Genomic DNA, 16,094 nt, shown 5'->3' with positions numbered 1-16,094 from the left:
GGCCCGCTGCCGCAGGCGTCAGGCCGTGGCCACGGGGACGGGCTGCTCCTCGCCGGCGAGGGCGAGGAGCGTGGCGCGGACGTCGTCGCGCAGCTCCGCCGTGAACGCCGGGCTGAAGCAAGCGGTGTGGTGCGGGAACTCAATGGCGAGGCACCCGTCGAAGGAGACGACACAGGCCATGAGGGGGCTCCGACCGGCCTGGGGGAAGTAGTGCTCGCGGGCCGGCACCAAGCGGATGTCCGTCATGCGCAGGCCATCGGGGAGCCGGGGCCCGGGCACCACGCCCATGTTCGTGACGATGACCGTGCCGAGTTGGAGCGCGGGATACCGGGGGGCGTCCGGCATGATCCGCATCTCCTGGAAGTGATCGCCTCGGTCAAGGAAGTTCCGGAGCCCTAGGCCCACTTGGCGGGCCAGTTCCAGCGGATCACTGTCGTCGCTCACCTCCACCGCGCTCAGGTGGGCAGTGACCGCGGCGACCATGACGTCCGGGGACAGCGGTGGTGTGAGGCGCGAGCGCAGGTCTACAGGGGACAAGCACCGCAGGGCGCGCGGGCCGGTGCCGTCGAGTCGGCTCCGGGCCGCGATCAGGACGGCGGCGCCGACCAGGCCGTGCACGGACACACCGGCGGTACGGGCCAGCCGGCGCAACCGGCCGGTCTCTCCGGTGTCCAGGAGCAGCCGCTGGACCTCGATGCGGTGCGGCTCGCGCGAGCCGTCGCCGGCGGTGGGCACGTCATAGGCGAGGAGTTCCACCGGGCCGCGGGTGTCGTCGATCCGGCGTTGCAGGTACCCGGCGGTGACCTGCGGGTCAGTGACCGGGAGCAGGGTGCTGACGGGCGCCGGGAGGGCAGAGACCGGCCCGGAGGCGGTTCGGTCCGCCCGGGCAGGCCCGGCGTACTCCCGGTACCGGTCCCACACGGCGTTGAGCAGGGCGATGGCGCTGTGGCCATCGGTGATGACGTGGTCGATGACCAGGACGAAGAGGTGACGTTCCCCTTCCGGGGTGCTGACGAGGGTGGCGCGGGCCAGCGGACCGCCCACCGGCAAAGGGTCGTTGAGCTCCTGCGTGTACGCCTCCTCCCCGCCGGTCCGTGTACGCAGCCGCGGTCGGTCGTCCTCGGGCAGGAGCGCGAGGGCGTGGCCGGAGCCGGCGGGGACGATCCGGGTGAGCAAGGTCGGCCCCTCGGCCGTGATGCTGTCGAACGCCGCGGCCAGCGTCGCGGTGTCGACGGGCCCGTCCAGGGCGCAGGACACCACGGCCCTGCTTCTCTGGGCTACGTACAGATTTTCCACGGGGCAGAGCTCGCGTCGCATGCACACAGCCTTTCTGTCCGCCGGCTCGCGCACCGGGAGGGGTCGGCCGGCGGTTTCTTTGTGCTTTCTTTCGGAATTCCCTGCGCACGCCGGACGGGCGTGCCGCGAGACAGGCCTGATCGGACAAACACTATTCACAGAGCGGAAGTCAGCCGGAGCACTCCTTGCCTGACTGCCCGGTACCGGCCGCGTCACCCGTCGGTCCGGAAAACGTTCGCTCGCCACAATTCCGCGTTCGGTGCGGATTCCTACCGCTGTCCGCGTTCAACACGACAGCCCGCCACCTGCCGAAGGAACCGCTCGGCCCACCCCTCCGTCCGTCCCACACGACGTCAACCGACACCGAAGCCTCCCCCGGCGATCGCGCGCGCCGGGCGATGAGGTCCCGTCACGGGCCTGTGACCGGCTCGTACGGCACTGCTCGCGCCTCGGCGTGACGCAACCACCGAGGGTCCGCCGCCTTCCCGTTGGCCGCATATTTTCACATCGCCACTGTGAACAGGCAGATGAACAAAGCAAGTTGACTCATTCATGTCGTGACGGGTGCACTTGCGGCCGCTGGTTCCGCACCCGAAACGGCTCCCCGCACGGACCTGAGCGGGAGTGTGGGGCCAGGCCGACAGGGCGTCCCCTGCCGCTCCGCAGCACCTCATGCGCCCCTTGTCCTGCCGGCACCACGTCCCCTCGCCCGCCCTCCTGGGCCCCGCGAGCACCGCTCCGCACGCTCGACCGTGCTTGGCAACAAGGCCTCGGCGAAGGATGTCCTAAATCAATTCACGCCACCGGTAAACACTGCCGGAGAAGGCACGGGCTCTTTCCCTTGAATTCTCCCGAAGGCATTCGGACCTGACCGGAACGCCTTGACTGGCCCGCTCCCGGTCATGCAAAGTGAGGCGGCGGATGGTGATCGTTCCCCTATCCAGGCGTTCCCCCGCTTGGGTGTTTCCCACTCTCCCCCTGCGCATCTCGGCTTTCCCGCTGCATTCACCGCCTTGTCGGTGCGTCCGCTATCCGGCGCTCAGCCGGTACTACCCAGTGATTCGTGTGAAACCGCTCGCCATTGAGGGTTGGTGCCATGTCAGTCCACGAGCACGAACGTCGGCCGCTGTCGGCTGCGCAGGAGGGTCTCTGGTTCGCCGGGCGGCTCGCGCCGCAGGCCGCCGCCTACAACACGGGGGAGTACGTGGAGATCCACGGCCCCATCGACCCCAGCCTGTTCGAGGCCGCGCTGCGCCGCACCGTCGCCGAGGCCGACACCTTTGCGTTGCGCTTCACCGATACCCCCGACGGCCCGCGCTGCGCGCAGGCCGCGGCTCCGGACGACTGGCCGCTGCACCGGGTCGACGTCAGTGCGGAACCCGATCCGGGAACCGCGGCCGAGGACTGGATCCGCCAGGACCTGACCGTACCCGTCGGCCTCACCTCGGGCCCGCCGTTCTCACACGCGCTGATCACCCTGGCCGCCGACCGGTTCATCTGGTTCCTGAAGGCACATCACATCGTCCTGGACGGCTACAGCTACAAGCTCGTCGCCCGCCGTCTCGCCGAGACGTACACCGCGCTGGCTGCCGGACGCGAACCAGAGCCGGCCGGATTCGAACCCGTGGACCGGCTAAAGGCCGAGGAGGCCGCCTACATCGCCTCGGAACGGCACGCACGCGACCGCGAGCATTGGGGGGCCCGGTTGGCCGAACTCCCCGATCCGGTACGGCTCGCCGGGCGTTCTGCCCCACCCGAGGCGCCCTTCCTGCGCAGTACACACGACCTGACGCCCGACGAGACCGACGCACTCGCTGCGGCCGCGGGCCGGCTGCGAGTCTCCCGCACCGACCTGCTGGTCGCCGCGATCACGGCGTATGTGCACCGCATGACCGGCGCGGAGGACCTGGTCCTCGGCCTAGCCACCATGAGCCGACTGGGATCGGCGGCGCTGCGTACGCCGGGCACGGCCTCGGACGTCCTGCCACTGCGGGTGACCGCCCACCCCACCAGCTCGGTCGGGGACCTCACCAAGACCGTGGCCGAAGAACTGCGCGCGCTGCGGCGGCACCAGCAGTACCGCGGCGAGTTCCTGCGCCGCGACCTCGGGCTGCTGGGCGCAGGGCGCCGCCTGCACGGGCCGGTGGTGAACATCGTGCCGTTCTCCGAGGACCTGGTCTTCGCCGGCCATCCCACGACCTCCCACCACCTGTCCGGCGGCGCGGTGGACGACCTGCAGATCAGTGTGCGGCCGGCGGCCGAGGCGGGTGGTCTGTGGCTCGCCTTCGACGCCAATCCCGCGGTCTACCAACAGCGTGAACTCGACACACATCTGGAGCGGTTCCGGCACGTACTGCACCACCTCGCAAAAGCTCCCGCGCAGTTGCCGCTCGCCGAGATCGCCCTCTTGCTGCCCGGCGAGGAACCGGAGACCGCACCCGCACGTACCTACTCCATCACCACCACCCTCACCAGGCGCTTCGAGGAACAGGCAGCCCGGGTGCCGCACGCACCGGCAGTCACCTTCGAGGGCGAGAGCCTGGAGTACACCCGTCTCAACACCGAGGCCAATCGGCTGGCGCGACTGCTGGTGGAGCGCGGCGCCGGACCTGGCAGGGTCGTCGCGCTCGCCCTCCCCCGTGGGATACGGCTGGTCGTGGCCCTGCTCGCCGTTCTGAAGACGGGAGCCGCGTATCTGCCGCTCGACACCGGGCACCCCGCCGAGCGGCTGCGGCTGGTCACCGAGGACGTCCTGCCTACGGTACTCGTCACCGACACGGACACCGTGGGGACGCTCCCCGTGCTCCCCGTCCCCACCGTCGTCATGGACGCCGCGCAGACCGCCGATGCTCTCAGCGGCCGGCCGGGCGGTAATCTCACGGACGCAGAGCGCACCGGGCCCACCGGCCCCGGTGACATCGCGTACATCATCCACACCTCGGGCTCCACCGGCCGCCCGAAGGGTGTACCGGTCCCGCATGCGAACGTGCTGCGGCTGTTCGCCTCCAGCGCGGAGCACTTCGCATTCGGTGAGGGCGACACCTGGACGCTGTTCCACTCCTACGCCTTCGACTTCTCGGTGTGGGAGATCTGGGGTCCGCTGCTGCACGGCGGGCGGCTCGTCGTCGTTCCGCACTCCGTCAGCCGTTCGCCGCGCGAGTTCCTCACACTGCTGCGGGCCGAACGGGTCACGGTCCTCAACCAGACGCCCTCCGCGTTCGAGCAGCTGATGCAGGCGGACCTGGACGGCGAGCCGGGCGCCCCGGCGCTGCGGTACGTGGTGTTCGGCGGCGAGGCGCTGCAGCCACAGCGGCTGCGGCCGTGGGCGGACCGGTACGGCCTCGACGCCCCGGAACTGATCAACATGTACGGGATCACCGAGACCACCGTGCACGTCACCTTCCAGCGGCTGACCCGCGCCCACCTCGACGATCCGCGCCGGCCCAGCGTGATCGGCGCTCCGCTCGCCGACTTGTGCGTCCACCTGCTCGACGCGGCGGGCAAGCCGGTGCCACCGGGCGTCACCGGCGAGATGTACGTGTCCGGTGCGGGGCTCGCCCCCGGCTACCTCGGCCGGCCGGAGCTAACCGCCGAGCGGTTCGTCGACGACCCGTTCGGGCCGCCGGGCAGCCGGATGTACCGTACGGGTGACCTCGCCCGGCGCACGCCCGACGGCATCCTGGAATACGTCGGGCGCGCCGACGAGCAAGTGAAGATCCGCGGCTTCCGCATCGAACCGGGCGAGGTCCAGGCCGTACTGGCCGAGCACACCGGGGTGGCCCGGGCAGCTGTGGTCGCGCGCCCTGGGGCGGACGGCGACGCACAGCTCGTCGCCTACGCCGTTCCCGCCGACGGACACCGGCCCCGCCCCGCGGAACTGCGCACCCACCTGGCCGAACGGCTACCCGGCCACATGGTCCCGGCGGCCTGCGTACTGCTCGACGCACTGCCGCTCACGGCGAACGGCAAGCTCGATGTCCGGGCACTGCCCGAGCCGGAGTTCACCGACGCAGCGGCCGGACAGCGGCCTTCGACCCCCGAACAGGCCCTCGTGTGCCGCCTGTTCGCCGAGGTTCTGCGGCTGCCCGCCGACGCGGTGGGGGTGAGCGGCAACTTCTTCGACCTGGGCGGACACTCACTGCTCGCCGTACGCCTGCTGGCCCGACTGCATGCCGAGACCGGCCGGGAACTGCCGATCAGCGTGCTCTTCGACACACCCACGCCCGCCGCCCTGGCGGTCCGGCTCGCTGAGGAAGCAGGCCGAGCGCCCCGGCTGCCCGCTCTGGATGCGCGGGAGCGTCCCGCCCGGGTTCCGTTGTCCTTCGCCCAGGAACGGATGTGGTTCCTGAACCGGCTGGACGGCTCGGCAGCGACGTACAACATCCCGCTCGCCGTGCCCCTGGAACACGAAGTGGATGTGACGGCCCTGCGGGCGGCGCTCGCCGACGTCGTGGACCGGCACGAGAGTCTGCGGACGGTGTTCGTGGACGACGGACAGGCGGCGCGGCAGCGGATCCTGCCGCCCGGCCGAACCCGGCCCGAACTACGGATCGTGGACTGCCCGGCCGAGGAGGTCGCCGCGCAGGTGACGGCCGCCGCCCGCCACCCCTTCGACCTGACCCGCGACGGCGCGCTGTGGGCCGCACTGGTCGGCACGGGCTCCACGCGAACCCTGTTGCTCGTCCTGCACCACAGCGCGGCCGACGGCTGGTCGCTGCGGCCCCTCGCCGACGATCTCAGCGATGCCTACGAGGCGCGCCGGGAAGGCCGGGTCCCGCACGGCAAGCCGCTGCCGGTGCAGTACGCCGACTACGCGCTCTGGCAACGCGAGGCCCTGTCAGCCGCACTCGACGGGCCGGGGCGCCTCGCGCAACTCACGGCGTTCTGGCGGAAGGCCCTGGCCGGTCTGCCCGCCGAGACCACGCTGCCCGCGGACCGGCCGCGGCCCGCCGTCCGGGCAAGCGAAGGCGCCCATGTGACCGCTTCGGTGGGCGCCCCTGTGCACCGCGGACTGCTCCGACTGGCCGAGTCGGAAGACGTCACCCTGTTCATGGTGCTGCACGCCGCCGTGGGGGCCCTGCTCTGCCGCTGGGGCGCGGGCGACGACCTGGCGATCGGCACCCCGGTGGCCGGACGGTCCGAGCCGGCGCTGGACGACGTGATCGGGCTCATCGCCAACACCCTGGTGTTGCGCACCGACGTCTCGGGCGACCCGGACTTCCCCGAACTCCTGGCCCGCACCCGGCGGTTCGACCTCGCTGCGCTGGACCACCAGGAGCTGCCGTTCGACCTGCTGGTCGACGCGCTGAACCCGCCCCGACACCCTGGACGACACCCCCTGTTCCAGGTCATGTTGGCCCTGCAGAACAACGAGCCGGCCGTGCTGCGTCTCGGCGGGCAGCACGCTGCTCTGCGGCCGACCGCGACCGGCACCGCCAAATTCGATCTCTTCGTCGACGTCCTCGAGCGGCGCGACGAGCACGGCGCGCCCAAGGGGCTCGATCTCCATGTCGAATACGCCACGGACCTGTTCCTCGCGGAGACCGCAGCAGGTTTCACCGAGGCGCTGTCGGCGGTCCTGGAGGTGGTGTGCGCCGACCGCGCGGTGCGGGTGAGCACCCTGCCCGCTCCCCCGCCGCGCGTCGCTGCCGGACAGCCCGGGGCACAGGACGACCTGGCGACGAGAGCGCTCGGTGTCTCGGGGGTCCGTGACGCGGTCGCCCTGGCGCCGGACGCCCTGTACGTGGTACCCGGGCGCGGGGGCGTCGCCGACCAGGTGGAGCAGGCGTTCGCCGGAGCACGCGTCACCGCCGTCAACGCGTTGCCCCGTACTCCGGACGGCGCCCTGGACAGCGACGCGCTGCGCGCCCTGCCACTGGTCGACGGCACCGAGGCCGTTCACTGGAAGCAGGAGTTCGCCGGCCTCACGGGCGTCCGTGAGGCGGCCGTGCAGGTGGAAGAGATTCCCGAAGAGCTGGGCCGCATCCACACCGGTCCTGCACGCACGGCGGCGCACGAGGAGCCGGAGGCACCGCTGCCGACCGGCTCGGTCCCGGCCCTGAGTGAGGGCAGCCCCCTCCCTGAGCCTTCGGTGTCCACCTGGGCGCAGGCCCTCACCCGGGCCGCTGCTGCCGGACCGCACGGTGAGATCGTGCATGTGCGCGCCGACGGCAGCGAGACCCGTCGCAGCTACGACTCCCTCGCCGAGGAAGCCTCCCGGGTCCTGGCGGGACTGCGCCGCCAGGGTCTGCGCCCCGGTGACCAGGTGATCCTGCAGTGTTCCGACACCGAGGACTTCGTGGCCGTCTTGTGGGGCTGCATCCTGGGCGGGTTCGTCGCCGTGCCCCTGACCGTGCCCGGTTCCTACGCGGTGCCCTCGGCCGCCGTCACCAAGCTGGAGGGCATCTGGCGGATGCTGCACCGGCCATGGATCGTCGCCTCACCAGCCGATGCGGCCGGGCTGCGCGCACTGGCCGACCGCGACGCCTGGCCGGACCTGCGGCTGACGACCGCGGATGCCCTGCGCGAGGCACCCGAGGACCACGACTGGCACCGGGCGCGGCCGGACGACCTGATCCTCATGCTGATGACCTCGGGCAGCACCGGGCTACCCAAGGCCGTGCGGGTCACCCACCGGGGTGTGCTGACCCGCTCCGCGGCGACCGAGGCGATGAACCGGCTCAGCCAGCACGACGTCAGCCTCAACTGGATCCCGCTGGACCATGTCACCGGCGTGGTCATGTTCCACCTGCGCGACGTGTACCTCGGGTGCCGGCAGGTCCACGCGCCCACCTCCTGGATCCTCCAGGACCCCCTGCGCTGGGCCGACCTGGCCGACCGGCACCGGGTGACCGTCACCTGGGCGCCCAACTTCGCCTTCGGGCTCTTCGCCGAACAGGCCCACCGGTTCGCGGGGCGCACCTGGGACCTGTCGCCCATGCGGCTGGTGATGAACGCGGGCGAAGTGGTGGTGGCCTCCGCCGCGCGCCGCTTCCTGCACGTGCTGCGCCCGTTCGGCCTGCCACAGGACGTCATGCACCCGGGCTGGGGCATGTCGGAGACCTGCTCGGTGGTAACCGACAGCGTCCTTCCCGACCAAGCCCCGGATCACGACGAGTCGTTCGTCAGCTGCGGGCTGCCGTACCCCGGCTTTGCCATGAGGATCACCGGAGACCGGGACACCCTGCTCACCGAGGGTGAGGTCGGGCGGCTCCAGGTACGCGGCACCTCGGTGACCCCGGGTTACCACGACAACGCGAAGGCCAACGCCGAGTCGTTCACCGGGGACGGCTGGTTCGACACCGGCGACCTGGCCTTCCTCCGGGACGGCGAGCTGTACATCACCGGCCGTGCCAAGGACGTCATCATCGTCAACGGCGTCAACCACTACAGCCATGAGATCGAGGCGTGCGTCGAGGAACTGTCCTGCGTAGTACGGAGTTTCACGGCCGCGGTCGCGGTGCGCAGCGATCCTTCGGCAACCACCGACGAACTGGCCCTGTTCTTCCGCCTCGCCGAGGGCGAAGACCCGGCCACGGCCCTGCGCGAGATCGGCGGCAAGGTGACCCGGGAGAACGGTGTCTCCCCGGCCTTCCTCGTCCCGGTCGTCGCCGAGGACATCCCCAAGACGGAGATCGGGAAGATCCAGCGCACCAAACTGCGCAAGAGTTTCGAGGCGGGCGACTTCGACGAGGCGGTCCGCGCGGCGCAACTGCTGCTGGGCACGGCGGCCACTCTGCCCGACTGGTTCCTGCGCCCGGTGTGGCAGCGGGCCGACGCCCTGCACCCGCCCCTCCCCGCCCGGGGCAGGCACACCCTGGTGCTCGGTGACTCGGTAACGGCCGTGGACATCGTCGAACGCCTGCGCACCTCGGGCGGCTTGTGCACGCTGGCCGCCGAGGGGCCGGCGTACGAACGGATCGACGCCGCCACGTACCGCGTGGGGCCGGACGGCTTCGGCTCACTGCTGGACGCGCTCGCTGGTGACGAGCGTACGCCGGACGCCGTGCTGTACCTCGCCGCCGCATCAGCGGAACCCGCCGAGACCTTGCTGGCCCTCGCCCGCGCGTTGATCGGCCGGCACGACCCGCACCGCCCCCTGCCCCTGCTGTTCGCGACGTCGGGCGCACAGGCAGTCACCGCACAGGACCGGCCGGGGTGGACTCATGCCACGGCCGTGGGGTTGCTCAAATCGCTGCGGGAGGAACAACCGTGGCTGCGGCCGGTTCATGTCGACCTGCCTCCGGGCGGCGCGCCGGACGCCGGCGTGCTGCTCACCGAGGCCGCGTCCACGCCCGTGGACACGGAGGTCGCCTACCGGAACGGACAGCGGTACGTGCGCCGTCTGGCGCCGCTGCCCGACCCGCTTCCGTCGCGCACCCCACCGGCCGACGCGGGCTTCCACCTGGTCACCGGCGGCCTGGGCGGTGTGGGCACGGAGCTGGCGGAGCACCTCCTCAAGACCCCGGGGGCGAAGGTGTTGTTGCTCGGACGCTCCGCGTCCGGCGAGCCCGGTCGCTGGGGTGGACCGGGCAACGTACGGTACGCCGCGGCGGACGTCACCGACGCCGCTCAGGTGCGGTCCGCGGTCCGGGAGGCCGCCGAGGCCTGGGGCGTGCCGCTGACCTCGGTGCTGCACCTCGCGGGCACCTTCGACGAGCGGCCGGTGCACGACCTGGATCCGATCGGCTGGCGGGCGGCGCTGGAGGCGAAGGTGCGGGGCGCGCTGATCCTGCACCAGATCGCGGCGGAGCACCCGGTGGACTCCTTCATTCTGTTCTCCTCCGTCAACGGATACTTCGGCGGTGCGATGAACGCGGCGTACGCAGCCGCCAACGCCTTCCTCGACGCTCTGGCCGTGCACCGGCGTAGCCTCGGGCTGCCCGGTCAGAGCCTGGCGTGGAGCATGTGGCGGGAGCGAGGTATGAGCCGCGGGTACGGTCTCGCCCCGCTCACCGAGGCCCGCGGCTACCGCGTACTGGACCCGGCAGCGGCGCTGCGCTCCTTCGACTTCGCGCGCTCCCTCGACGAGCCACACCTGTTGATCGGCGCGGACCGGACGGCACCGTGGGTCCGCAGCCATGTCGTGGCCCCCGTACGGCAGGTACGCCGACTCGCGGCGCGGGTGGCCCTCGACGAGGGCACCGACCTGGGTGCCCTGTACCTCGCGGCGACCCGCGGCGCGCCGGCCGGTACCCGGGTGCTGAGATCCGCGGGTACTGCTCAGCAGCGGTCGGCCGGCGCAGAGGACGGCCAGGACCTCCAGCAGTTGGAAGCACTGCTCGCCGACGTGTGGTGCACCGTGCTCGGCCGCGACCGGGTGGACCGTGACGAGAACTTTTTCGATCTGGGGGGCAACTCCCTGCTCCTGGTGGGCGCGCAGGCGGCGATCGACCAGGAACTGGGGCGCGCGGTCACGGTGGTGGACCTTTTCGCGCATCCGACGGTGCGCGCACTCGCCCGGCATCTCGCGGCCAGCGGCCCTGTGGCCGCGCCCCGGCCGGAGACGGCGCCGGCCGGCCTGGACCGTGCCAGGCAGCAGGCACAGCGGCAGCGGGCGGCGCGCGGCGCCCGTCGCTCCGTACGGCAGCGCGCGCAGGAACGGAAGGACCGAGCCGATGGATGAGAGCGCGAACCCGCCGGAGGAGGAACTGCCCGCCGTCGCCGTGATCGGGATGGCGGCGCGTTTCCCAGGCGCGGACGACGTCGACGCCTTCTGGGAGAACCTCGCTGCCGGCCGCGAGTCGGTACGGCCCGTCACCGACGAGGAGTTCCTCGCGGCGGGCGGCGACCCGCACGACCTCGACGACCCGGATCTGGTACGCATGGTGTCGGTGGTGGAGGGGATCGACCTCTTCGACGCGGGTTTCTTCGGCTACAACCCCTCCGAAGCGGCGGTCGTCGACCCGCAACAGCGTCTGCTGCTGGAGACGGCGTACCACGCACTGGAGGACGCGGGCTGTGTACTCCAGGCGCAGGCGACGGTGACGGGGGTGTACGCGGGCGCTGGCGACAGCCGCTACTACCCGGCGCACCTTCACCCCCGGTACGCCGGACAACCGGGCTCAGTGGACCTGGTGCACGCCGCGACCGCCAACTCGCTGGGCACACTGGCCACCCGGGTCTCGTACGAACTGGGGCTGACCGGGCCCAGTCTCTCCCTGCAGACGGCGTGTTCGACCGCGCTGGTCGCGCTGCACACCGCCTGCCAGGACCTCCTCGACCTTCGGTGCGACCTCGCGCTGGCCGGAGCGGTCTCCCTCAACCCGTCGGCGTTCCTCGGCTACCGGCACGTGCCGGACGGGCCGTTCTCGCCGGACGGCCGCTGCCGGGCGTTCGCGGCCGACGCGGCCGGGACCTCCTCCGGGGACGGGGTCGGCGCCGTGGTGCTGAAACGGCTGGAGGACGCGCTCGCCGACGGGGACCGGATCCGTGCGGTGATCCGTGGTTCCGCGGTCAACAACGACGGCCGCCGCAAGGTGGGCTTCACCGCTCCCAGTGCGGCCGGGCAGACCGAGGTGATCCTCGCCGCACAGGCCCAGGCCGACGTCGACGCGGGAACCATCGACCTGGTCGAGGCACACGGCACCGCCACCCGCATAGGCGACCCGATCGAAGTGGCCGCGCTCACCGAGGCGTTCCGACAGAGCACCGATCGCCGCGGGTTCTGCGCTCTGGGCTCGGTCAAGACCAACATCGGTCACCTCGGCGCGGCAGCCGGTGTCGCCGGATTGGTCAAGGCCGTTCTCGCCCTGGAGCACCGGCAGATCCCGCCCAGCCTGCACTTCGACGTCCCCAATCCGCTCATCGACTTCGCGTCCGGGCCGTTCCGGGTGCCCACCGTCCTGGAGGAGTGGCCGGAGCGGCGGCATCCCCGGCGGGCCGCGGTCAGTGCCTTCGGCGTCGGCGGCACCAACGCCCACGTCGTCCTGGAGGAGGCACCGGCCGTCCAGGATCCGCCCCGGCCACCGGAGACACCGCACCGTCATGTGCTCCCGCTGTCCGCACGGACGGCTGGAGCCCTGCGCGGTCAGGCCGAGGCACTGGCCCGTCATCTGGACAACCGGCCGGACCTGCGTCTGTCCGACGTCACGTACTCCCTGCGCACCGAACGCCCGGTGCTGCGTCACCGGTTGGCGGTGACCGCGGCCAGCACGTCCGAAGCGGTCGCCGCGCTGCGCACACCGCAGCCGCCGCTCCCGCCGGTTCCCGACGAGCCGCCGCGGGTGGTGTTCCTGCTGCCGGGCGGCGGCACCCAGTACGTCGGCATGGGTGCCGGGCTGTACCGCGACCAGGAGGTCTACCGCGACGCGGTGGACCAGTGCGCCCGTGTGCTCCGGCCGGTGACCGGGGGTGATCTACGCACCGCACTGTTCGAGCGCGTCGAGCCGGCAAGCACCGAGGCCTTCCTGGCACTGCTGGTCACGGAGTACGCGCTGGCCCGCACCCTCATGGCGGCGGGGGTGCACCCGGACGCGCTGATCGGGCACTCGCTGGGCGAGTACACCGCGGCCTGCCTGGCCGGTGTGATGGAGCTCGACGAGATGCTGCCGGTGGTCGCCGAGCGCATCCGGCTCATATCCGCCTGCGGCGGTGCCACGGTCGGCGTCGCCGCCCCGGCGGCCGACCTCGCGCCGCTCCTCGGCCCGGATCTGTCGCTGGCCGCTGTGAACGGACCGGCCGCCTGCACGGTCGCCGGGCAGGCCGGCGCGGTGGACCGGCTTGAGGCAGAACTCTCCCGCCGGGGGGTGCCGTTCCGACGACTGCGGATGCCGGCCGCCGCGCACTCCCACGTCCTCGACCCGATCCTGGACACTTTCGCCGCCCAGCTGCGGACCCTGCGTCTGCGACCGCCGACCCTCCCGTACGTCACCAACGTCACCGGTACCTGGGTCACCGATGCCCAGGCCACGGACGTACGCCACTGGGTGAACCACACGCGTCGCACGGTCCGCTTCGCCGACGGTGTCGGCGCGCTGTGGGAGCGCGGTCGACCGGTGCTGGTCGAGATCGGTCCCGGTGACAGTCTGACCAAGCTGGCGCGTGCCGCGCTGGAGGACGAGGAGCCGGTGACGGTCACCACCATGCGGCACGCCAAGGCCGACGGCCCCGACGGTTTCGTCCTCACCGGGGCGCTGGGCCGCCTGTGGGCCGCCGGGGTGGATGCCGCCCTCCCGCAGGACAGGGAGCCGCATTCTCGGCGGGTAGCACTGCCCGGGTACGCCTTCGACCGGCGCCGGTACTGGATCGACGCCCCCGGCGCCCGCTCCGGCTCCGGCTCCGGTGTGCGGGAGCCCCTCGCGGACTCCGGCGTCGTGCGGCTGCCGCGTCCGCACCTGGCCACCGAGCACCGGGCGCCCCGCAGTCCACAGGAGCAGGCGGTCACCCGGCTGTGGGAGGAGGCGCTCGGCATCGAGGGCATCGGCGTCGACGACAACTTCTTCGACCTGGGCGGCGATTCCATGCGGGCTGTGCTCCTGGCCGGCCGGCTCCGTTCGGCCGGGGTGCTGGACGTGCCCGCAGCCGCGCTGATCGCCACACCCACGGTCTCCGGGCTCCTGGCCGGTACCGGGGAGCGTGACGCGGCCCCTGAGGCGCTGCGCCCGCTGCTGCCGCTGCGCGCCGAGGGCGACGCTCCCCCGCTGTTCTGCGTCCATCCGGGGGCGGGGGTGGCCTGGCGCTACAGCGGGCTGCTTCCTCATCTCGGCATTAACCAACCGGTGTTGGGGATCCAGGCGCACGGCCTCGACGGCGCCGGGGCGCCCGCGCCGGACGCACAGGCGATGGTGGCGTCGTACGTGGAGTTGGTCCACCAGGTTCAGCCCTGTGGTCCCTACCGCTTGTTGGGGTGGTCCTATGGCGGGTTTGTGGCACACGCGATGGCCTGCGCCCTCCAGGAACAGGGTGAGCAGGTTGAGGTGCTCGCCATGCTCGATGCGCCGCAGACCCAGGGCACTGTCCATGACCCGGCGCAGGCGGAACATCAGGTCGCGGCGCTGCTCATGCGGGTGGCCGGGCTGCCGGCCGGCGAGGTACCCGACGTCGCCACCGTGCTGCGGAGCATCCCCGAGCACACCGGCGAGGTCCCGTCGCCCGTGACCCGTGCCGAGGCAGCCGCGATCGCCGACGTGATGCGCAACAGTCTGCGCATCGTGCCGCAGTTCCGGCCCGGTGTCTTCCACGGCGACGTACTGTTCTTCAGCGCCACCCAGGACCCGTGCACCGACGGGGGCGACCTCGCGCTCGCGCCGGACAAGGCCGGTGCCTGGCGGCCGTACGTCGACGGCACGCTCACCGACCACGCTGTGCCCTGCGGCCATTACGAGATGACCGAGCCTGAGCCCATGGCCGTGATCGGCGCGGTGCTGGCCAAGTCCCTGCGCTCCCTGTCCGTGTGAGTCCGCCCCCTCCTTCTCGCCTCCCCGACCGAACGTTCAGGAGATCTGCCTTGTCCAAGGACCTGTTCGACCTCGGCGACGCCCCGGAACTCGGCACGTCGCCCCAGAGGATGTACGCCTCGCTCATCCGGCAGGAGCGCTACGGCGAGCCGATCAACGCCTTCCGGACCGAGGTGGTGGACGTGCCGCCCGTACAGCCGGGCCAGGTGCTGATCAAGGTGATGGCCGCCGGTGTCAATTACAACAACGTGTGGGCGGCCCTGGGTTCACCACTGGACGTGATCGCCGCCCGGCAGAAGTCGGGCGCCACGGAGGACTTCCACATCGGGGGCTCCGACCTGTCGGGCATCGTGTGGGCCGTCGGGGAGGGCGCGCGCGGGGTGAAACCCGGCGATGAGGTGGTCGCCCTGGCCTGCCGCTGGGACGAGTCCGCCGAGGACATCCGGCTCGGCGCCGACCCGGTCACCTCCTCGTCACTGCGGGTGTGGGGGTATGAGGAGAACTACGGCTCGTTCGCCCAGTTCGCGGTCGTCGACGACTACATGTGCCACCCCAAGCCGGCCCGGCTGTCCTGGGCCGCGGCGTCCTGCTACATGGCGACGGCGGCGACCGCCTACCGCCAGTTGTTCGGTTGGCACCCGCACACCGTGCGGCCCGGGGACCCGGTACTGATCTGGGGTGGCGCCGGCGGGCTCGGCAGCATCGCCATCCAGTTGGTGCGGCACGCCGGTGGCATTCCGGTAGCCGTCGTCTCCAGCGAGGAGCGCCGCGAGTTCTGCATGCAGCTGGGCGCCCAAGGCTGCATCGACCGACGGGATTTCGACCACTGGGGGCGCTTGCCGGACACCTCGGACGAGCAGGCGATGAGCGCATGGCTGTCGGGGGCACGTGCCTTCGGTCGCCGCTTCTGGGAGGTGCTCGGCGAGCGCCGCGCCCCGCGGATCGTGCTGGAGCACTCGGGGGCCGACACCATCCCGACCTCGATGTACCTGTGCGACAACGCGGGCATGGTGGTCATCTGCGGCGGTACGACCGGCTACAACGGCGACATCGACCTGCGGTTCCTGTGGATGCGGCAGAAGCGGCTGCAGGGCTCGCACGTCGCCAGCCTGCGGGAGGCACGCGAGGTGACCCGGCTGATCGACCAGGGCGCGATCGACCCTTGTCTGTCCCGGACGTTCGGGTTCGAGGAGATCGGGCTGGCTCACCAGCTCCTTCGAGAGAACCGGCATCCAGCGGGCAACATGGCGGTGCTGGTCAACGCGGAGGAATGACGGTACGTGAGGGGCCCGGCAGCTGGAGGCGGCCCTGTCGTCCCTTGCCGCTGCGGCCCCGTTCCCCCCTCTCGTCAGCCGGTCCGGTCGGGAGGCGAGCCCGGCCGCCCGAAAACGGGGCGGATTC

The 16,094-nt window shown here is 71.8% G+C and carries 4 protein-coding genes; 3 read left to right on the top strand and 1 reads right to left on the bottom strand.

What is annotated here, in order from left to right; genetic code table 11:
* Positions 1–18 precede the first annotated feature (18 nt).
* On the bottom strand, positions 19–1,260 hold the full coding sequence (locus LK06_RS31535) for a phthiocerol/phthiodiolone dimycocerosyl transferase family protein (RefSeq protein ID WP_411572780.1): 1,242 nt from the start codon (positions 1,258–1,260) through the stop codon (positions 19–21).
* A 1,132-nt stretch (positions 1,261–2,392) separates the two neighbouring features.
* On the opposite strand from LK06_RS31535, the gene LK06_RS31530 reads away from it, so the two are divergent.
* From LK06_RS31530 to ccrA, 3 genes are all read left to right on the top strand, one after another.
* Positions 2,393–10,921 carry a non-ribosomal peptide synthetase gene (locus tag LK06_RS31530; RefSeq protein ID WP_043407418.1) on the top strand — a complete coding sequence of 2,843 codons (8,529 nt, stop codon included), beginning with the start codon at positions 2,393–2,395 and terminating at the stop codon, positions 10,919–10,921.
* Positions 10,914–14,693 (top strand): type I polyketide synthase, encoded by a 3,780-nt coding sequence (locus tag LK06_RS31525; RefSeq protein ID WP_039655550.1) that lies wholly within the window; start codon positions 10,914–10,916, stop codon positions 14,691–14,693. The genes LK06_RS31530 and LK06_RS31525 overlap by 8 nt, the downstream gene beginning before the upstream one ends.
* A 110-nt stretch (positions 14,694–14,803) precedes the next feature.
* Positions 14,804–15,967, top strand: coding sequence for a crotonyl-CoA carboxylase/reductase (ccrA, locus tag LK06_RS31520; protein WP_078858945.1), 1,164 nt, complete (start codon positions 14,804–14,806; stop codon positions 15,965–15,967).
* Positions 15,968–16,094: the final 127 nt, after the last annotated feature.

The sequence above is a fragment of the Streptomyces pluripotens genome (assembly GCF_000802245.2).
In the GTDB taxonomy this organism is placed as follows: Bacteria; Actinomycetota; Actinomycetes; order Streptomycetales; family Streptomycetaceae; genus Streptomyces; species Streptomyces pluripotens.
This window is presented reverse-complemented; position numbering and strand designations above follow the sequence as displayed.

What these genes read in the sequence shown, in the direction of transcription:
- LK06_RS31530 (WP_043407418.1), top strand. Translation starts at nt 2,393, where the DNA reads ATGTCAGTCCACGAGCACGAACGTCGGCCGCTGTCGGCTGCGCAGGAG.
- LK06_RS31525 (WP_039655550.1), top strand. Translation starts at nt 10,914, where the DNA reads ATGGATGAGAGCGCGAACCCGCCGGAGGAGGAACTGCCCGCCGTCGCC.
- ccrA (WP_078858945.1), top strand. Translation starts at nt 14,804, where the DNA reads ATGTACGCCTCGCTCATCCGGCAGGAGCGCTACGGCGAGCCGATCAAC.